Source organism: Bradyrhizobium sp. 26S5 (assembly GCF_036923295.1).
In the GTDB taxonomy this organism is placed as follows: Bacteria; Pseudomonadota; Alphaproteobacteria; order Rhizobiales; family Xanthobacteraceae; genus Bradyrhizobium; species Bradyrhizobium septentrionale.
This window is the reverse complement of the sequence record NZ_CP145948.1, coordinates 1,047,650-1,065,151: the sequence shown is the minus strand read 5'-3', so window position 1 is coordinate 1,065,151 and position 17,502 is coordinate 1,047,650. Positions and strand designations below refer to the sequence as shown.

Below are 17,502 nucleotides of genomic sequence, written 5' to 3'. Positions count from 1 at the left end.
CCGAGGTGATGGATTCTGGAATGGGCTGGAGCTCTTCCAAGAACGATTCTACGCGCCCCAATCCATCAGGTGAAATTGACTTTAATGATCGCGGCGATAAGATAATCTGATGATAAATGTCACACTCCGGCAACTGAGGTATTTCGATGCGCTGGCGCAGCACGGGCATTTCGGCCGCGCCGCGGAGGCCTGCGCGGTCTCGCAGCCGGCGCTGTCGATGCAAATCCGCGAGCTGGAACGCGCCGTCGGCGGCGTGCTGATCGAACGAAATGCGCGACAGGTCACGCTGACGACCTTCGGCGAGGACCTGTTGCATCGCGTGCGCGACATCCTGCGCTCGGTCGACGAGCTCGGCGACTTCGCGCGCGCCTCGCGCGACAAGCTCGCCGGGCGGCTGCGCGTCGGCATGATCCCGACGATTGCGCCGTATCTGCTGCCGAAGGTGATCGAGACGCTGGCGCGGCTGCATCCCGAGCTCGACATCCATGTCCGCGAGACGCTGACGCCGAAGCTGATCAAGGAGGTCGCCGAAGGCCGGCTCGACACCGCGATCGTGGCACTGCCGGTGCATGAACCGTCGCTGACCGAGGTCGCGCTGTTCTCGGAAAACTTCCTGCTGGTGCGGCCGGGCGAAGACGCCAAGACGCCGGTGCCGAGCGCCGAGATGCTGCGCGAGATGCGGCTGCTGCTGCTCGAGGAAGGCCACTGCTTCCGCGACCAGGCGCTGTCGTTCTGCAACATGCAGTCGTCGTCGCCGCCGCGCGAGGTGCTGGACGCGAGCTCGCTGTCGACGCTGGTGCAGATGGTCGGCGCCGGCATCGGCGTCACCCTGATCCCCGAGATGGCGGTGACGGTGGAGACGCGCTCCGCGCCGGTCACGGTCTCGCGCTTCAAGAACCCGCAACCCTCGCGCACCATCGGCATGGTCTGGCGCAAGACCAGCCCGCTGGCGGCACAGCTCCTGCAGATCGCCGAAGTGGTCAGTCTCGCCGCCGACGAATTGCGCGCGCCGAAGGGGAATGGTGCGAAAGAGCCGGCAAAGCGCGCGGGGCGGCGGAAGGTCGCTTGATCGCTCTTGTGGCACGACGGAGCCGCAGGCCGCGTCTGACACGCACGTCGCACCACCCCCACAACTGTCGTCCCGGCGAAGGCCGGGACCCATACGCCGCAGCAATTATAGTGAACGGGACTCGTCGTTCCAGCGACGCTCAGCAACATCCTTTTGTGGTTATGGGTCCCGGCCTTCGCCGGGACGACACCGAGTGTGTTGCATGGCCTGCGAGTCACGCATCCGCATTCTCGCGACATGATTTGCCCGAGCTTTGCATCTCGTTTCGCCTCTCTGAGGATCAGAGGGCGCAGGGAAAGCCGGGTGCCGATCGCACCCATGGGCCCCGAGCAAAGGTAGAAAGCTCGGGGGTAGGACCACAGGTGTAACCGGGAACAACCCGGCTTTCCCTGCGCGATGGGTTACGGCTTACTTCGTGCTCTCCCCGGCGAGACTTGGCTTGTTTGTCACCGCTTTCGCAAAACGCTTACGCGCTTTGCGAGAGGACACCGGCCACTAGGCGTCAGGACCACACGACTTCACCGTCCGCGTCACGCGCATTCGTCGACTGCGCAATCAGCGTCCACCGCATCTCACCGCAACACCCGTGACGATGCGCAGCGCCCCTCGATCGGGTGAGACGGGCGGACCATACACCGAGTTGGGTGTTCTGATAAATAGAAATATTTTTGTTGCGGGGGCTTGCGCCGTCGAGCAACTCAGTGGCACGCGCTTGAGGGACGCACCGACGGCAGGGTTCCCTCCCCCTTGCGGGGGAGGGAACCTGAGGGGCGTGCTCACCTCACCGTCATTCCGGGGCGCGCCTCTTGGCGCGAGCCCGGAATCCATCGAGCCGCAAAACAAGTGGTGAAATGGATTCCGGGCTCTCGCTTCGCGAGCCCCGGAATGACGAGGAGCGCCTCACCGCTCCAGATACTTCTTCATCTCGGCGATCAGGCCGTCGCGCAGTTCGGGGCGTTTGAGGCCGAAGGCGATGTTGGCGCGGAGGAAGCCGGGCTTCGAGCCGCAATCGTGACGCTCGCCCTCGAACTCGACGCCGTAGAACTTCTGCGTCCTGGCGAGCCCGATCATCGCGTCGGTGAGCTGGATCTCGCCGCCGGCGCCGCGCTCCTGGGTGGCCAGGATGTCGAAAATCTCCGGCTGCAGGATGTAGCGGCCGGTGATCGAGAGGTTGGACGGTGCGGTGCCCTGCGGCGGCTTCTCGACCATGCGATCGACCTCGAAGATGTTTCCGGTGCGCTTGCCGACGCTGCAGATGCCGTATTGATGGGTGAGCTCGTCGGGCACTGCCTCGACCGCGATCAGGTTCGACTTCTCGCCGAGCTTGCTTGCGGCGTCGATCATCTGCTTCAGGCAGCCCGGCGTGTTCAGCACCAGCTCATCCGGCAGCACCACCGCAAACGGCTCGTTGCCGACGATGTCGCGCGCGCACCACACCGCGTGGCCAAGACCGAGCGGCGACTGCTGCCGGGTGAAGCTCATCGCGCCGGCTTCGGGCTGATTTTGCGCCAGGATCTCCTGCTCGGTCTTCTTGCCGCGCTGCGCGAGCGTGGTGTCGAGCTCGAACATGCGGTCGAAATGATCCTCGATGACGCCCTTGTTGCGGCCGGTGACGAACACGAAGTGCTCGATGCCGGCTTCCCTCGCCTCATCGACCACGTACTGGATCAGCGGCTTGTCGACGATCGTCAGCATCTCCTTCGGCATCGCCTTGGTGGCGGGCAGCACGCGGGTACCGAGACCGGCGACGGGGAATACGGCTTTGCGGATCTTCATTGGATTATCGGAAGCCTTGAAATGGGTGGGACGGCGGCACGAAATGAATCATGCCTTGGTACCTGTTTTGCAGCCGCCAACAAAGGCGGATGTGTGGTGAGGCTTAATTTCGCCGTTCCCGCCGGCCAAAGCTGCGGCAGCAAAATCTCGCCGATGTTAAGTTAATGGAAACCGTGCCGGGGCCTTCTGAAACCGCACGTTTTTGACAGGCACACGACAATGCACGCGACGGGAACATCAAGGACCAGGCTTTTCAGCGCGCGCCTCGTCGCGCTGGCCCTTCTGCTGTTGTTGATGCCCGGCGGCGCCCGGGCCCAATCGGGCAACGGCCTGACCAACCTGATCGACAGCATCTTTTCGGGACCGAACGCCGCGACGCCGCCGCAGGCCGCGACCGGACAGGACGGCACCGCGCCCCCCTGGAGCGGGGAAGACGGCGCCTCCGGCCATCCGCTGATGACGGCGGCGGCGATCCGCCAGGCCGCGTCGGACTTCCCGAACTGCGTCGCAGCGATGTGGCCAGATGCCGCACGACGCAACATCACGCGCGAGAATTTCGAGCGCTTCACTGCGGGCCTCACGCCCGATCTGCGCATCATGGATCTGATGGATTCGCAGCCGGAATTCACCAAGGCGATCTGGGACTATCTCGACATTCTCGTCAGCGACGCGAGGCTGGCGAAAGGCCGCGAGATCCTTGCGAAGTACAAGGCGCAATTCGACGCGACCGAGCAGGCCTATGGCGTCGATCGCTATATCATCGCGGCGATCTGGGGCATCGAATCGAACTATTCGACCCAGATGGGCGATCGCAGCGTGGTGCAGTCGACCGCGACCCTTGCCTGCATCGGCCGCCGCCAGGCCTATTTCAAGGACGAGTTCCTGTCGGCGCTGGAAATCCTCAACCGCGGCGATCTCAGGCCCGAGCAGATGCGCGGGTCCTGGGCCGGCGCCTTCGGCCCGACCCAGTTCATGCCGACCGCGTTCAAGCGCTACGCGGTCGACGGCGATGGCGACGGCCGCCGCGACGTCGTCGACGATCCGAGCGATTTGATCGCCTCGACCGCCAATAATCTGAAGAAGGACGGCTGGCAGACCGGCGCGAGCTGGGGCTACGAGGTCGTGCTGCCGGAAGGCTTCAACTACATGCTGGCCGACCGCGCCAAGGCGATGCCGCTGTCGCAATGGGAGCAGCTCGGCCTCAAGCGGCCGGACGGCCAGCCGTTCCCACGGTCCTCCGACAAGGCCTATCTGCTGGCGCCGGCCGGCGCCGCGGGGCCGGGCTTCCTGATGCTGCAGAATTTCCGGGTGATCATGAAGTACAACCCGGCCGAGGCCTATGCGCTCGCCATCGGCCATTTCGCCGACCGCCTGCGCGGCGGCCAGCCCTTCGTGCAGCCCTGGCCGCGCCAGGAACGGGTACTGTCGCGCGCCGAGCGGCTGGAACTGCAGCAGCTGCTGGCCCAGCGCGGCTTCTACAAGGGTACGCCCGACGGCCAGTTCGGCGGCCAGACCCGCGAAGCGCTGCGTGGCTTCCAGGTCTCGATCGGCGCCCCCGCCGACGGCTTTGCCACCGCCGAGGTGCTGGAGCGGCTGCGGGGAAGGTAGGGCGATCCACTCGTAGCCGCGAGCTCGCTGCACCTCTCCCGCTTGCGGGGGAGGTCGGATTGCATCGTTAGATGCAATCCGGGTGGGGGCTCCTTCCGCTAGGTGACTCGCGGTGATACCCCCACCCCAGCCCTCCCCCGCAAGCGGGAGAGGGGGCGCAGTTCCGTCGTGGCGGCATCCGGCCCCCTCATCCCCAAAAGTAACCGTGAAATCCGATATTTGCCCGGCGCCTTGACGGCCGCCGGGGGCACCCGATTTATGGTGAAAAAGCTGCCCGCTTGCGGCCCGATTCCGCTAGTATGGGGTGGTACTTCCAGATCATTGCGACCGCCCGATGCGAAAGCCGAAGTCCTTCCTGCGCATATTCACCGAAGCCGGCCCGCTGGTCGCGCTCGCGGTGGCGCTTGCGCTCCTGATCGGCGTCGCCCAGCCCGCCTCGGCCCAGTTCTTCGGCTTCCCGGGCTTTGGTGACGCACCCCAGCGCCGCGCGGCGCCGCCGCGCAGCGGTGGCGGTGGCGGCGGCGGCTGGTTCGGGGGCGATTTCTTCGCGCCGTTCCAGCAGCAGCAGCAACCGCAATCACAGCAGCAGCGGCCGCGCGAGGATTTCTCGCGCGCGCCGGCGCCGGCCAAGCGCGAGGCCGCCGCCGAGCGCAACGTGCTCGTGATCGGCGACGCGATGGCCGACTGGCTCGCCTATGGCCTGGAGGATGCCTATTCCGACCAGCCCGACATGGGCGTGATCCGCAAGCACAAGACGGTGTCCGGCCTGATCCGCTATCAGCCCAAGGGCGATCCGGCCGATTGGGCCGCCGCCGCCAAGGGCATTCTCGCCACCGAGAACCCCGACGCGATCGTCGTGATGCTCGGCCTCAACGATCGCACCGCGATCCGCGAACCTGTCGTGGAGAAGAAGGTCGATAAGAAGGACGACAAAAAGGACGCGCGCGCCAAACCGGACGCAAAGCCCGGCGACAAGCCCGATACCGCCGCCAAGACTGATGGCAAGACCGACGGCAAGCCCGCCGATGCCGAGCCGCTAGCCGACGACGCCGACAATGATGCCCAGGCCGCGCCGGAAAAGACCGCGCGCTCGCCCAACGGCCTCTATGAATTCCGCGACGACCGCTGGGTCGAGCTCTACGGCAAGAAGATCGAGGAATTGATCAACGTGCTGAAGAGCAAGGGCGTGCCGGTGCTGTGGGTCGGCCTGCCCGCGATCCGCGGCCAGAAGGGCACGTCGGACATGCTGTTCCTCGACGCGCTGTATCGCGACGGCGCCGGCAAGGCCGGCATCACCTATGTCGACGTCTGGGACGGCTTTGTCGACGAGGCCGGCCGCTTCATGCAAAAGGGCCCGGACTTCGAAGGCCAGCCCCGCAAGCTGCGCTCCGATGACGGCGTGTTCTTCACCAAGGCCGGCGCGCGCAAGCTCGCGCACTATGTCGAGCGCGAGGTGACGCGGCTGCTTGCGGTGCGCACCGGCCCGATCGCGCTGCCGAGCGAGCCGGCAACGCCCGATACCAGCGCCGAGCCTGGCAAGCCGGCGCCGCGGCCGCTGGCGGGCCCCGTGCTGCCGCTGGTCGCCTCCACGGTCGGCACCGATCAATTGCTCGGCGGACCGGGCTCGCGGCCCGCCGCCGTCGATGCGCTCGCCGCGCGCACGCTGGTGAAGGGCGAGGCCCTGGCGCCGCCCGCCGGCCGCGCCGACGATTTCGCCTGGCCGCGCCGCGAGATCGGCCGCGAGCAGGCCAAGGGCGACGTGCCTGTCGCCGCGACCACGCCAGCCGCGCCGAGCGGTGCGCCGGCGAATCCGCCGCCCTCCACCACGGCGATCGCGCCCGACGGCTCGATCATCACCGCGCCGAAGCCGCAACGGCGTGCGTTCCGTCCGGCCCAGGCCCAACCGCAGCAACAGCAGCCGCAGACCCAACCCTGGCTGCGCGACATCTTCGGCTTCGGCGCGCCGCAGCAGCGCCCGCTGGTCGCACCGCCGCCGCGCCCGCCGCGGCCGCCCGGCAATATCGGACAGCGGGCCGCGGCGCCGGGGAATCCCTGGCAGTGGTAAGCGCGAGGCGCGCGGCCTCAAACATAGCTGAGGGTTTGTAAGGCGGATTAACCCACCGGGTCCGCGCGAAGCGCGGCCCGATGACAGGCTCCGGCGTAATCCGCCGATATCGCAATCGTGGAGAAACGGCGGGTTACGCTATCGCTAACCCGCCCTACGCAGCTACGGCGCTCAGCCGTAATAGCGCCAGCGCGACGGCGGCGGGCGGCGCGGCTGGCGCGTCATCAAGAGCGCGAGCGCAAAGCCTATGCCGCCGGCAATCAGCAGCGATCCGAGCGGATTGTCCTGCACCGTCTGCGCCATCGCCTTCTGCCCGCTGCGAACGGTCTCGCCGCGTTGCTCGTAGGCATCCTTGGCGTAGTTGACCGCGGTGTCGGCCGCGTCCTTGGCCTGACCGTAGAGATCCTGCACCGCGCCAGCCGCTTCGCGCACGCGGCCCGATGCTTGCGTCTTTGCATCGCCGGCTACGTCACCGACTGCGCCTTCGGCCTTGCCCGCGAACTCCTTCGCCGTACCGAGAATCCGATCCTTGTCCATCACAACGACTCCCTGAAAATGTCAGGGGGCTAACCGGCGAACCGCGTGCAGGTTCCTGGCGTTAAAGGATCAGCCCGCCATCGACGACGATGGTCTGGCCGACGATGTAGGAGGCGAGCGGCGAGGCGAGGAACAGCGCGGCGCCGGCCATGTCGGCCGGCGTGCCGAGACGCTTCAGCGGAATGCGCTCCAGTGCGCCTTCGAGACGCTTTGGATTGGCCGTCGTCGCCTTGGTCATCTTGGTGTCGACGAGGCCCGGCGCGATGCCGTTGACGCGGATGCCGTTCTCCGCCCAGGCCTCGCCCAGCGTGCGCGTCAGCCCGACGGCGCCGGTCTTCGAGGCGTTGTAGGCCGGATTGCCCATGGTGGAATGATAGGCCGCGGTCGAGCTCACGATGATCAGCGAGCCCTTGCTCGCGGTCAGCATCGCGTGGAATTTGGTGGCGCAGGCCATCAGGCTCATCAGATTGACCTCGAGCACCTTGCGGAAGCCCGCCATCTCGAATTCCCCGCGGCGGTAAATCACCGCGCCCTGCGCCAGCACCAGCACATCGAGCCGGTCGAATGACGGCGTGAAACTCTCGATCGCCTGCGGATTAGAGACATCGAGCTGCGCGTAGGCGAGGCCCTCGAGATCCGAGCCCTCCTCTTTCGAATAATCGCTCGCCTGCGCACGGGTGCCGTACACACTGACGCGCGCGCCCTTGGCGCGGAAGGCCTGCGCGATGCCGTTGCCGATGCCGCTGGAGCCGCCGACCACCAATATTTGCTTGCCGCCGAAATCGAGCTCGTTCATCGCGTTCCTCCTTCTCTGTTTTCTTGATTGAGCATCATCCTTTTCGAAAAGCCAACCGGGAAACTTGCGTTAACGCGCTGCGCGCGCGCCGATATCGGATCGGTGGTTTGACGTCTCCGCGGATCGGTGCCAGCGTTGTCGATCTCACAACGCAAAAAAATCAACGGGGGGTCCGTCATGTCCGAATTCAAGCAGCTCAGCCGTTCGGTGAAGGGCCTCACCGTTCTCGTCACCGGCGCCGCCAGCGGCATGGGCCGCGCCACCGCGCGGGTGTTCGCCGACGAAGGCGCCAATGTCGCGGTCACCGACCTGACCGAAGAAGGCACGCAGGCGGTGGCGAAGGAAATCTCGGCGAGCGGCGGCTCGGCAAAGGCCTGGACGCTCGACGTCGCCGATCGCGATGCGATCACCAAGGTCGTCAACGATGTCGCCGCGCATTTCGGCGGGCTCGACATCGTCGTCAACAATGCCGGCATCTCGGTGCGCGTGGCGATCGACGATCCCGGATACGAGGACGCCTGGGCCAAGGGCATCGCGGTGATGCTGACGGCGCATCCACGCATCATCCGCGCCGCACTGCCGTACCTGCGCAAGTCGCGATCGCCGCGCATCGTCAACATCGCCTCGACCGAGGCGCTTGGCTCGACCGGGTTGCACAGCGCCTACTCCGCGGCGAAGGGCGGCGTCACCAGCCTGACCCGCTCGCTCGCGGTGGAACTGGGGCGCGAGGGCATCACCGTGAACTGCATCTGCCCGGGCCCGATCCGCACCGCCATCACCGACCGCATCTCCGAGGAGCACAAGACGATCTACGCCAAGCGCCGCACCGCGCTCGCGCGTTACGGCGATCCCGAAGAGGTCGCGCACATGACGCTGAGCCTGTGCCTGCCCGCGGCATCGTTCCTGACCGGCGCCGTGATTCCGGTTGACGGCGGGTTGATGGCCAGAAACGCTTGATGCGTTCCCCGGATGCGGCGCAGCACAGAGTGGTGCGCTGCTGATCCGGGGCCACGCAGCAAGGGTCCCGGCTCTGCGGTGCACCGTCAAGAGACGCTGCACCGCGTCCGGGACACGAGTCGGCGCAACCCTGCATGTCGTACCGTGCGTTGACAGGGCGCTCCTCGGGAGTAGCCTTTCCCGGCAAACGAAGCGGGACAACCGCCCGCGCGATACGGGGAGATACGCCATGACGGTCCTGATCCGCCAGCTTCACAAGCATTTCGTCGGCGAGGTCTCCGGCGTCGATCTGCGCAAGCCGCTGACGAAGCAGGAAGCGATCGACATCGAGGCCGGCATGGACAAGTACGCCGTGCTCGTCTTCCACGGCCAGGACATCACGGACGACCAGCAGATGGCGTTCGCGCTGAATTTCGGCGAGCGCGAGGATGCGCGCGGCGGCACCGTGGCGAAGAAGGAGGACTACCGTCTCTCCGCCGGGCTCAACGACGTCTCCAATCTCGGCAAGGACGGCAAGCCGCTGCCGAAGGATCATCGCACCCATCTGTTCAACCTCGGCAACTGCCTGTGGCATTCCGACAGCTCGTTCCGGCCGATTCCGGCGAAATTCTCGCTGCTGTCGGCGCGCGTGGTGAACCCGAAGGGCGGCAACACCGAATTCGCCGACATGCGCGCCGCCTATGACGCGCTCGACGACGAGACCAAGGCGGAGATCGAGGACATGATCTGCGAGCACTCGCTGATGTATTCGCGCGGCTCGCTCGGCTTCCTCGACTATACGGATGAAGAAAAGCAGATGTTCAAGCCGGTGCTGCAGCGCCTGGTGCGCACGCATCCGGTGCACGGCCGCAAGTCGCTGTATCTGTCGTCGCATGCCGGCGCCATCAGGGGCATGAGCATGCCGGAGGCACGGCTGCTGCTGCGCGACCTCACCGAGCACGCGACGCAGGGCGAGTTCGTCTATGTGCACAAATGGACAGTGCATGACCTCGTGATGTGGGACAACCGCCAGACCGTGCACCGCGTCCGCCGCTACGACCAGTCGCAGCCCCGCGACATGCGCCGCGCCACGGTGGCGGGCACCCAGCCGACGGTGGCGCAGGAAGCGGCGGAGTAGCGGGCGCAGCCATATCCCAAGCTGTCATCGCCCGGCTCGACCGGGCGATCCAGTATTCCAGAGACATTTGTGGATTGCCGAAGGGCCGCGGCGTACTGGATGCCCCGCTTTCGCGGGGCATGACACGGAGAGAGACGCGCACAAACTACGCGTGGCCGGCGTCGTTGGAGAGCATGCCGGCCTCGATGCCGATCTTGCGCAGGGCGCGCGCGTATTTCTCGTCGACATCGGCGCCGAAGATCAGCTCCGGATCGGCGTCGCAGTGCAGCCAGCCATTGTGCTGGATCTCGTTCTCGAGCTGGCCCGGCGCCCAGCCGGCATAGCCGAGCGCGAGGATCGCGTGCTTGGGACCTGAGCCCTTGGCGATCGCCTTGAGGATGTCGACGGTCGCGGTCAGCGAGATGCCGTCGTCGATGTTGAGCGTCGCATCCTGGATGTAAAAGTCGCTGGAATGCAGAACGAAGCCGCGGCCGGTGTCGACCGGGCCGCCCTTCATCACCTTCATCATCTCGGCATTCTCGGGCAGCTGGATCTGGTCCGATTTCTCGATGATGTCGAGCTGCACCAGGAGCCCCGGGAAATCGATGCTGCCGGCCGGGCGATTGACGATGATGCCCATGGCGCCCTCGGAGGAATGGGCGCACATGTAGATCACCGAGCGCTCGAAGCGCGGGTCGTTCATGACAGGCATCGCAATCAGCATCTGGCCGTCGAGATAGCCATCATCGGCGGCATGGGGACCGGGGGCCGGGTTTCTGCCGGCGGCGGTCCTGCGAGTCTTGCCTGTTTTGCCTTCAGGGCGCATCCGCAAAGGCCTTTCCTGCTGATTTGGCATCCTGATATTGGGTCGCGGTTCTGTCAATCAACCATCGCCCGCCATGCGGCGATGCATCACAAGCAATTCAATGGTTTGCAACGAAAGTTGCAGGTAAAGACGTCTCATGATCGTCACAGTTCCCCTGCGGGCCGCCTTTGGCGTTGCCGCCCTACTTTCCGTCGCGTCCAGGGCAACGGAGGTTCGCGCCGACGACGCCTCGCCGTGGCAGCAGGACACGCATTCGGCGGTACGGCTGCTCGCGGGATCGCGCAGCGGCACGGTGCTGCTCGGCGGCATTGCCTTCCAGCTGCAGGACGGCTGGAAGACCTACTGGCGGACACCGGGCGATTCCGGCGTGCCGCCGCGATTCGATTTCTCCAGGTCGGACAATGTCGAGGCCGTCACGGTGATGTGGCCCGCGCCGCGCCAGTTCGACGACGGCGCCGGCGGCACCTCGCTCGGCTACAAGCACCAGGTCGTGCTGCCGCTGCGCATCGTCGCGAAGAATCCCGACAAGCCGCTGGTGCTGCGCGCCGACATCAACTACGCGGTGTGCGAGAAGCTGTGCGTGCCGGTAGAGGCGAAGGCCGAGCTGGCATTCGCCAGCGTCGCCTCGACCGAGGACGCCGCGCTGACCGACGCGCTCAACGCGGTGCCGAAGCCCGCCAATATCGGCGATCCGACCCCGTTCACGATCCGCGACGTCAAGCGCGACGGCAAGAACAACGTGCTGGTCGATGTCACCGCGCCCGAGAGCCGTGACCTCAGCCTGTTCGTCGAGGGGCCGACGCCCGACTGGGCGCTGCCGGTGCCCAAGCTGGTCGAGCACGCGCCGCCCGGCGTGAAGCGCTTCTCTTTCGAGCTCGACGGGCTGCCGCCCGGCGCCACGGCGGACGGCGCGGCGCTGAAACTGACGCTGGTCGGCGGCGACAAGAGCTACGAATTCAATATCAATCTGAACTGACGCCATTTGAGCTAGTGCCGTGGGTGCTCGCCAAGCGAGCAGTTCCGCAAGCGCGAGCCGCGTCCGATACGCAGTCGGCGCATCGGCAGGTTCCCTGCCCGGGCGGACATCCAACCCAATCTTAACGTTTCGTTGATAGATCGAGGCGCATTGCCGCGCTGCGGCGCTTCAGGAATTTTCCGCCTTGGCTGTGATGGAAACCCAAACCGCAACTTCTGCGCCATCGGGCCCGGTCGCACGCCTGCGGGGCCTCGCCGCGCGCCTGCTCGGCGGCACCAAGGAGGCCTCGGTCACCAAGCGCCTGGCCGGCACCATCTTCGTCATCCGCGTCATCAGCGCCGCGATCGCCTATCTCGCGCAGATCCTGCTGGCGCGCTGGATGAGCGGCTCGGACTACGGCATCTATGTCTATGTCTGGACCTGGGTGCTGCTGCTCGGCAGCACCATGGATTTCGGCATCGCGCCGTCCTCGCAGAAGATCATCCCGGAATATCGCGCGCGCGGCGACCTCGCCGCACTGCGCGGCTTCCTCTCCGGCGGCCGCTGGGTGGTGCTGGCCGCGTCCAGCACGGTGGCGCTGCTGCTCGCCGGCGTGATCCATTTCGCTTCGCCCTGGATCGATCCCAACGCGGTGGTGCCGCTCTATATCGGCTGCCTGACGCTGCCGCCCTTCGTGGTCGCCAACACCCAGGACGGCATCTCGCGCGCGCATGACTGGATGCAACTCGGCCTGATGCCGCAGTTCATCGTCCGGCAGGGGCTGATCATCGCGCTGACTGCCGGCGCGCTGGCGCTCGGCCTCAATCTCGGCGCGACGGTGGCGATGATCGCGAGCGCGGCTGCCGTGTACATCGCGGCGATCGGCCAGATGATCGTGCTGAACCGCCGGCTCGCCGCCCATGTCGGGCCAGGCGAGAAGACCTATGACGTCAAGGGCTGGTTCGCGATCTCGCTGCCGATCATGCTGGTCGAAAGCTTCTATCTGCTGCTCGGCTACACCGACGTGCTGATGCTGCAGCAATTCCGCTCGTCGGAAGAGGTCGGCATCTATTTCGCCGTGGTGAAGACGCTGGCGCTGGTGTCGTTCGTGCACTACGCGATGTCGGCGACGACGGCGCACCGCTTCGCCGAGTACAACGCGCTCGGCGACAAGGACCGGCTGTCGGCCTATGTCGCGCACGCCATCAGCTGGACATTCTGGCCTTCGCTGTTCGCGACCATCGCGCTGCTCGCGTTCGGCAAGCCGCTGCTGTGGCTGTTCGGCCCGAAATTCGTCGACGGCTACAGCATCATGTTCGTCGCCGCGATCGGGCTTGTGATCCGCTCGGCGATCGGGCCGGTCGAGCGCCTGTTGAACATGCTCGGACACCAGGGCATCTGCGCGACGGCCTATGCGGTGTCGTTCTTCATGAATGTCGGGCTCTGCATCGCGCTCGTCCCGCGCTACGGCGGCATGGGCGCGGCCGCCTCGACCTCGCTGTCGCTGACCTTCGAGACGATCCTGCTGTTCTACGTGGTGCGCTCGCGGCTCGGGCTGCACGTGCTGGCGTTCGGGAAGGCCCGTTCCGCGCCGTAGCATTTCCACCGACTACGGCATATATTACGCGACATGACCGCCGCCGAACTGAAAAATCTGCTCGATCGCGTTCAATCCTGGCCCGAGTCGGCACAGGATGAACTCGTATCGATCGCAAACCAGATCGAAATCGAACTGCAGGCCCAGGACTACGTCGCGACGCGGGACGAATTGCGGGTCATCGATGCCGCAATGGAGTCCATCGACGCAGGCGAGTGCGCGACCGACGAAGAGGTCGCAGCCGCGTTTGCCAAATTTCGTCGCAAATGAAGGTCGTCTTCTCGCGCCAAGCGCTGACTGATCTGGACGAAATCGCGACTTACTATTCGACCCACGCCAGCCCGACAATCGCTGCGGCTGAACGCCGCTTCCACGAAGTTATTGACCGTGTGAGCCGCGCGCCCGGATCAGCGCCGCGCGTCTCACAGCGCTCCGCGGTCCGTGCGATCACCGTCCTGCGCTATCCGTTCCGTATCTTCTATCGGGTCCGCAGCGATACAATCGACATCCTGCACATCAGACATACATCTCGGATGCCGTTCTCCCCGTCCGATCCGGATCCCCACTAGCTCGCGGTCTCAAGTAAAAGCCGGCCCTGATCCAATCAGGGCCGGCTCATTGTTTCTGGCAGTCCAGCGACAAATCCCGCCGGAAAAACTACTCCGCGGTCCAGCCGCCGTCGATCGAGAGATTGGCGCCGGTGATCTGCGCGGCATCGTCGCCGCACAGGAACAGCGCGAGTGCTGCGACCTGCTCCGAGGTGACGAACTCCTTGGTCGGCTGGGCGGCGAGCAGCACGTCCTTGATGACCTGCTCCTTGGTCAGATTGCGCGCCTTCATGGTCTCCGGAATCTGGTGCTCGACCAGCGGCGTCCAGACGTAGCCCGGGCTGATGCAGTTGCAGGTGATCTTGAACTGCGCGAGCTCGAGCGCCGCGGTCTTGGTCAGGCCGGCAATGCCGTGCTTGGCCGAAACATAGGCCGACTTGAACGGCGAGGCGACCAGCGAGTGCGCGGAAGCCGTATTGATGATGCGGCCCCAGCCGCGCTTCTTCATGCCGGGCACCGCGGCGCGGATGCCGTAGAACGCCGACGACAAATTGATCGCGATGATCGCTTCCCACTTCTCCGGCGGAAACTCCTCGATCGGCGAAACGAACTGGATGCCGGCATTGTTGACGAGGATGTCGACCGAACCGAAGGTCTTCTCACCGAGCGCGATCATGTCGGCGATCTCGGCCGGCTTGGTCATGTCGGCCGGCGAATAGGCCGCCTTGACCTTGAAGTCGGTCTCGATGCCGGAACGCTCCTTCTCGATGTCGGCCGGCACGCCCATGCCGTTGAGGACGATATTGGCGCCGGCGCCGGCAAAGGCGCGCGCATAAGCCAATCCGATGCCGCTGGTCGAGCCGGTCACAACGGCGGTCTTGCCTGTCAACGTACCCATTGTTGTTCGCTCCTATTTGCTTGCCGGGGGCGTGGGTTCGTCCCCCGTGAGATCGTAAGTCACCATGGTTTCCCCGGACTGTGGCCGTTCTAGCCATTCTTTGTGACGCATCGACAAATGCACGTCGCGCACGCCGGCGCCCCAGTGCTCGACCATCGCAACATGGGAGAAGTCGTAGTCCTTCGACGAGCTCTCGTAGTTCTTGCTCTTGTAGATCAGGTGAACCACCGTGACGGTGTTCTCCTTGGACGCCTTGCGCAGCAGCTCGACCGACGGATCGTTCTTCAGGTAATCCGGCAGCTTGCTGATCAGGTCGCGCACCGCCATGCGGGCGTTATGGATCTGCTTGTTCTTGTCGGTGTTCATCCGCGTCCGGCTGGAAAAGCGGATGTCCTTTTCGCGCTCGGCGGCCTCCAGCAGCGTCTCCGGCAACAGCCCGCGCGCGCTGAACAGGTCGACCTGAAAGATCAGGAGATCACGGCTGATCTCCTCGTCCAGCACGAAGTCGAGCGGGGTGTTGGAGGCGATGCCGCCATCCCAGTAATGCTCGCCCTCGATCACGACGGCGGGAAAGCCCGGCGGCAACGCACCCGAGGCCATGATGTGCTCGGGGCCGATCTTCTTGCCGCGCTTTTTGAACTCGTAATTGTCGAAATAGCAGAAATTTCCCGAGGTGACGCTGACCGCACCGACCGACAGGCGCGTCTTCAGATCGTTGATGCGATCGAAGTCAACCAGCCGCTCCAGCGTCTTCTTCAGGGGCGCGGTGTCGTAATAGCTCAGCGATTGCGAGCTGCCGGGCGGCCACAGCGGCGCCGGCGGAAGCCGCGGCGTGAAGAAGCCGGGCACGCCGAAGGTCGCGATGATCGCCGCAGAGGTCTCGTTGAACAGCGAGCGGGCGCGCTCATGCTTCAAGACCGGATTCCACGGCACCGGCGCCGACACCATCTCCCAGAATTCCTTCAGCCGCGGCACGCGCTTGTCCGGCTCGTTGCCGGCAATGATCGCGGCATTGATGGCGCCGATCGAGATGCCGGCGATCCATTCCGGCTCGAAGCCCGCATGGCAGAGCGCCTGGAAGGCGCCGGCCTGATAGGAGCCGAGCGCACCGCCGCCCTGAAGAACCAGCACACGCTGCGCTTGCGCCGGCGTCGAGGCGGGCGCGGTGTCAGAAGTATCCATTCGTAACCGCCCAGTCAGGATTACCTTGCAGCGCACCGTGGCGGCTGTTCGCAGCCGCGTCAATGAGATCGTGATGCGATCTCCGACGATCGCATCACGATCTCATTGCTTTGTTTTCGCATGAGCTTTTCGGAAAACCGGTCTCCACTTTTCCGGATCATGCTTGCGCCAGATGCGGAGGGCGGATCACGCGGATTTTATCGAAATCAGGTTGCCGCCAAAATGAGCGTCCAGAACACCTTGTATTTGGTGTTGGGAGCATAGACGGCCGCGATGCCCATTTTTGTGACACCGCTCTTGAGCATATTGGCCTTGTGCGGCGGTGAATCGCGCCACCCTGAAAATGCTTCCGCCAGCGTGTGATAGCCGGCCGAGATGTTCTCGACCGCGACGGTTGCGGGATAGCCCCCGGCCTGCAGCCGCTTGCCGAGCGGGGCCTTCACGTCATGGTCCATCTTGTTGCGGGCGGCCATCGCCTGCGACTGCTGCTCGGCAAGCTTCGTCAGGTCCGGATCCACCACGACGGTGCCAAGACCATTGTTCTGGCGGTATTGCGAAAACATGATCGCGGCCGCCTGGCTATCCAGCACCGCGCCGGCCTGCGCCATGTTGAGATACATGGTCGGTTCTTCCGGGATTTTGGTGTCTGCGGCACAGCCGGCGAGCACCAGTAGCCCGAACAGGGCGACCGTCGTCCGTTTCACTGGTAAAAACCCCCAAGGTTGGCCCGCCGTTGTTGCATACCAACCGTGGCTGAATGGTGAACAGGGGCTAACTTTTGGCCGCCAAATGCCGTCATTCCCTGGAACGCCCAGGTTTCGTGGGAGCCCTGTTTCTCCTTCCCCCTGCAAGGGGGAAGGTCCGGATGGGGGTCTGGCCACAGGCGACGCTGCAAGTGGAGAGAGCAGATCCCCGCCCGCTTTGCTCTGGCGAGCAAAGCGACCTCCCCTTTTCAAGGGGAGGTTTTGACCCCGTGGCCCGGATGGAGCTCCCACACGAGCCGGGACCGATCCGCGGAGCAAGTCCCCGGATTTCGCTTCGTTGACACTGTTGTGCGTTTCTGGCTCCGTCGGCCGCCATAGCCGTCGGGTTGAGGAAGATGATGAGCCAGCAAACAGCCCTGCCGATCGCCGATTCAGCGACGACCCGATCCGTCTTCGATTGGCTCGAGCGGTTCGCGGCCTGCGTCAGGGCGGTGGACTATGCTGCGGCCCGTCCGTTCTGGCATTCCGATATCATCTCGTTTGGCACCTACCAGGAACTGATCCGCGGCCGCACGCGCTGGACCGAGATGCAATGGGACAATGTCTGGCCGCGCACGGCGGATTTCGCCTTCGACCTCGACAATACGGCGGTGCTGGTGAGCGCCGACGGCGGCACGGCGACGGTGATCACGCCGTGGACGAGCGCTGGCTTCCATCCCGACGGAAGCCGGTTCGATCGGCCAGGGCGGGCGACGATCATCCTCGCGCCTCAGGCCGACGGACATTGGCTCGGCATTCACTCGCACATGTCGCTGCAGCGTGGCGTACCGCAGGACAGCCACGGCAACCGGCCGGTCAGGGCGCGTTAGTCACAGGCTGTTGGCTCAT

At 65.2% G+C, this 17,502-nt stretch carries 17 protein-coding genes; 10 read left to right on the top strand and 7 right to left on the bottom strand.

Annotation, left to right across the window (positions count from 1 at the left end):
• The first annotated feature begins 109 nt into the window (after positions 1 to 109).
• Positions 110 to 1,069, top strand: a complete 960-nt coding sequence (locus V5279_RS04945) for a LysR substrate-binding domain-containing protein (protein ID WP_338695539.1) — start codon at positions 110 to 112, stop codon at positions 1,067 to 1,069.
• A 900-nt stretch (positions 1,070 to 1,969) separates the two neighbouring features.
• Here V5279_RS04945 and galU read toward each other — a convergent pair.
• Positions 1,970 to 2,845: a UTP--glucose-1-phosphate uridylyltransferase GalU gene (gene galU, locus V5279_RS04940; protein WP_029077687.1), complete on the bottom strand. Its 876-nt coding sequence runs from the start codon at positions 2,843 to 2,845 to the stop codon at positions 1,970 to 1,972.
• A 294-nt stretch (positions 2,846 to 3,139) separates the two neighbouring features.
• On the opposite strand from galU, the gene V5279_RS04935 reads away from it, so the two are divergent.
• Positions 3,140 to 4,453: a lytic murein transglycosylase gene (locus tag V5279_RS04935; RefSeq protein WP_414645998.1), complete on the top strand. Its 1,314-nt coding sequence runs from the start codon at positions 3,140 to 3,142 to the stop codon at positions 4,451 to 4,453.
• A 334-nt stretch (positions 4,454 to 4,787) separates the two neighbouring features.
• Positions 4,788 to 6,518, top strand: a complete 1,731-nt coding sequence (locus V5279_RS04930; protein WP_338695534.1) for a DUF459 domain-containing protein — start codon at positions 4,788 to 4,790, stop codon at positions 6,516 to 6,518.
• A 171-nt stretch (positions 6,519 to 6,689) separates the two neighbouring features.
• Here V5279_RS04930 and V5279_RS04925 read toward each other — a convergent pair whose 3' ends face one another.
• A complete protein-coding gene (locus V5279_RS04925) occupies positions 6,690 to 7,055 on the bottom strand; it encodes a CsbD family protein (RefSeq protein ID WP_338695532.1) in 366 nt (121 codons plus the stop codon).
• 61 nt (positions 7,056 to 7,116) lie between these two features.
• Positions 7,117 to 7,851, bottom strand: coding sequence for an SDR family oxidoreductase (locus V5279_RS04920; protein WP_338695530.1), 735 nt, complete (start codon positions 7,849 to 7,851; stop codon positions 7,117 to 7,119).
• Positions 7,852 to 8,028: 177 nt separating this feature from the next.
• Here V5279_RS04920 and V5279_RS04915 point away from each other — a divergent pair, with 177 nt between their 5' ends.
• Together V5279_RS04915 and V5279_RS04910 are read left to right on the top strand one after the other, a co-directional pair.
• Positions 8,029 to 8,808, top strand: coding sequence for an SDR family NAD(P)-dependent oxidoreductase (locus V5279_RS04915; protein WP_338695528.1), 780 nt, complete (start codon positions 8,029 to 8,031; stop codon positions 8,806 to 8,808).
• 229 nt (positions 8,809 to 9,037) lie between these two features.
• Positions 9,038 to 9,925, top strand: coding sequence for a TauD/TfdA family dioxygenase (locus tag V5279_RS04910; RefSeq protein ID WP_338695526.1), 888 nt, complete (start codon positions 9,038 to 9,040; stop codon positions 9,923 to 9,925).
• Positions 9,926 to 10,070: 145 nt separating this feature from the next.
• On the opposite strand, the gene V5279_RS04905 is transcribed toward V5279_RS04910, so the two are convergent.
• Complete coding sequence (locus tag V5279_RS04905) at positions 10,071 to 10,730, bottom strand: YqgE/AlgH family protein (protein ID WP_166302183.1); 660 nt, start codon at positions 10,728 to 10,730, stop codon at positions 10,071 to 10,073.
• 136 nt (positions 10,731 to 10,866) lie between these two features.
• On the opposite strand from V5279_RS04905, the gene V5279_RS04900 reads away from it, so the two are divergent.
• From V5279_RS04900 to V5279_RS04885, 4 genes are all read left to right on the top strand, one after another.
• The gene (locus V5279_RS04900) at positions 10,867 to 11,706 is read left to right on the top strand and encodes a protein-disulfide reductase DsbD domain-containing protein (RefSeq protein ID WP_338695524.1); all 840 of its coding nucleotides are present in this window, start codon (positions 10,867 to 10,869) and stop codon (positions 11,704 to 11,706) included.
• A 184-nt stretch (positions 11,707 to 11,890) separates the two neighbouring features.
• Positions 11,891 to 13,282 carry an oligosaccharide flippase family protein gene (locus V5279_RS04895; RefSeq protein WP_414645902.1) on the top strand — a complete coding sequence of 464 codons (1,392 nt, stop codon included), beginning with the start codon at positions 11,891 to 11,893 and terminating at the stop codon, positions 13,280 to 13,282.
• A gap of 33 nt (positions 13,283 to 13,315) precedes the next feature.
• The gene (locus V5279_RS04890; RefSeq protein WP_166302175.1) at positions 13,316 to 13,552 is read left to right on the top strand and encodes a hypothetical protein; all 237 of its coding nucleotides are present in this window, start codon (positions 13,316 to 13,318) and stop codon (positions 13,550 to 13,552) included.
• The gene (locus V5279_RS04885) at positions 13,549 to 13,851 is read left to right on the top strand and encodes a type II toxin-antitoxin system RelE/ParE family toxin (RefSeq protein WP_166302173.1); all 303 of its coding nucleotides are present in this window, start codon (positions 13,549 to 13,551) and stop codon (positions 13,849 to 13,851) included. The genes V5279_RS04890 and V5279_RS04885 overlap by 4 nt, the downstream gene beginning before the upstream one ends.
• An 88-nt stretch (positions 13,852 to 13,939) precedes the next feature.
• On the opposite strand, the gene V5279_RS04880 is transcribed toward V5279_RS04885, so the two are convergent.
• The 3 genes from V5279_RS04880 to V5279_RS04870 form a co-directional block, all read right to left on the bottom strand.
• The gene (locus V5279_RS04880) at positions 13,940 to 14,728 is read right to left on the bottom strand and encodes a 3-hydroxybutyrate dehydrogenase (RefSeq protein ID WP_166302170.1); all 789 of its coding nucleotides are present in this window, start codon (positions 14,726 to 14,728) and stop codon (positions 13,940 to 13,942) included.
• Positions 14,729 to 14,740: 12 nt separating this feature from the next.
• Positions 14,741 to 15,910 carry a patatin-like phospholipase family protein gene (locus V5279_RS04875; RefSeq protein WP_338695519.1) on the bottom strand — a complete coding sequence of 390 codons (1,170 nt, stop codon included), beginning with the start codon at positions 15,908 to 15,910 and terminating at the stop codon, positions 14,741 to 14,743.
• Between the two features lie 206 nt (positions 15,911 to 16,116).
• Positions 16,117 to 16,614, bottom strand: coding sequence for a CAP domain-containing protein (locus tag V5279_RS04870; RefSeq protein ID WP_166302167.1), 498 nt, complete (start codon positions 16,612 to 16,614; stop codon positions 16,117 to 16,119).
• Positions 16,615 to 17,009: 395 nt separating this feature from the next.
• Between V5279_RS04870 and V5279_RS04865 the strand changes: the two genes are divergently transcribed.
• Positions 17,010 to 17,483: a YybH family protein gene (locus V5279_RS04865; protein ID WP_338695517.1), complete on the top strand. Its 474-nt coding sequence runs from the start codon at positions 17,010 to 17,012 to the stop codon at positions 17,481 to 17,483.
• The last annotated feature ends 19 nt before the right edge of the window (positions 17,484 to 17,502 follow it).

Excerpts from the sequence above, each read along its gene's own strand:
- V5279_RS04945 (WP_338695539.1), top strand. The coding sequence starts at position 110 with ATGATAAATGTCACACTCCGGCAACTGAGGTATTTCGATGCGCTGGCG.
- galU (WP_029077687.1), bottom strand. The coding sequence starts at position 2,845 with ATGAAGATCCGCAAAGCCGTATTCCCCGTCGCCGGTCTCGGTACCCGC.
- V5279_RS04935 (WP_414645998.1), top strand. The coding sequence starts at position 3,140 with ATGCCCGGCGGCGCCCGGGCCCAATCGGGCAACGGCCTGACCAACCTG.
- V5279_RS04930 (WP_338695534.1), top strand. The coding sequence starts at position 4,788 with ATGCGAAAGCCGAAGTCCTTCCTGCGCATATTCACCGAAGCCGGCCCG.
- V5279_RS04925 (WP_338695532.1), bottom strand. The coding sequence starts at position 7,055 with ATGGACAAGGATCGGATTCTCGGTACGGCGAAGGAGTTCGCGGGCAAG.
- V5279_RS04920 (WP_338695530.1), bottom strand. The coding sequence starts at position 7,851 with ATGAACGAGCTCGATTTCGGCGGCAAGCAAATATTGGTGGTCGGCGGC.
- V5279_RS04915 (WP_338695528.1), top strand. The coding sequence starts at position 8,029 with ATGTCCGAATTCAAGCAGCTCAGCCGTTCGGTGAAGGGCCTCACCGTT.
- V5279_RS04910 (WP_338695526.1), top strand. The coding sequence starts at position 9,038 with ATGACGGTCCTGATCCGCCAGCTTCACAAGCATTTCGTCGGCGAGGTC.
- V5279_RS04905 (WP_166302183.1), bottom strand. The coding sequence starts at position 10,730 with ATGCGCCCTGAAGGCAAAACAGGCAAGACTCGCAGGACCGCCGCCGGC.
- V5279_RS04900 (WP_338695524.1), top strand. The coding sequence starts at position 10,867 with ATGATCGTCACAGTTCCCCTGCGGGCCGCCTTTGGCGTTGCCGCCCTA.
- V5279_RS04890 (WP_166302175.1), top strand. The coding sequence starts at position 13,316 with ATGACCGCCGCCGAACTGAAAAATCTGCTCGATCGCGTTCAATCCTGG.
- V5279_RS04885 (WP_166302173.1), top strand. The coding sequence starts at position 13,549 with ATGAAGGTCGTCTTCTCGCGCCAAGCGCTGACTGATCTGGACGAAATC.
- V5279_RS04880 (WP_166302170.1), bottom strand. The coding sequence starts at position 14,728 with ATGGGTACGTTGACAGGCAAGACCGCCGTTGTGACCGGCTCGACCAGC.
- V5279_RS04875 (WP_338695519.1), bottom strand. The coding sequence starts at position 15,910 with ATGGATACTTCTGACACCGCGCCCGCCTCGACGCCGGCGCAAGCGCAG.
- V5279_RS04865 (WP_338695517.1), top strand. The coding sequence starts at position 17,010 with ATGATGAGCCAGCAAACAGCCCTGCCGATCGCCGATTCAGCGACGACC.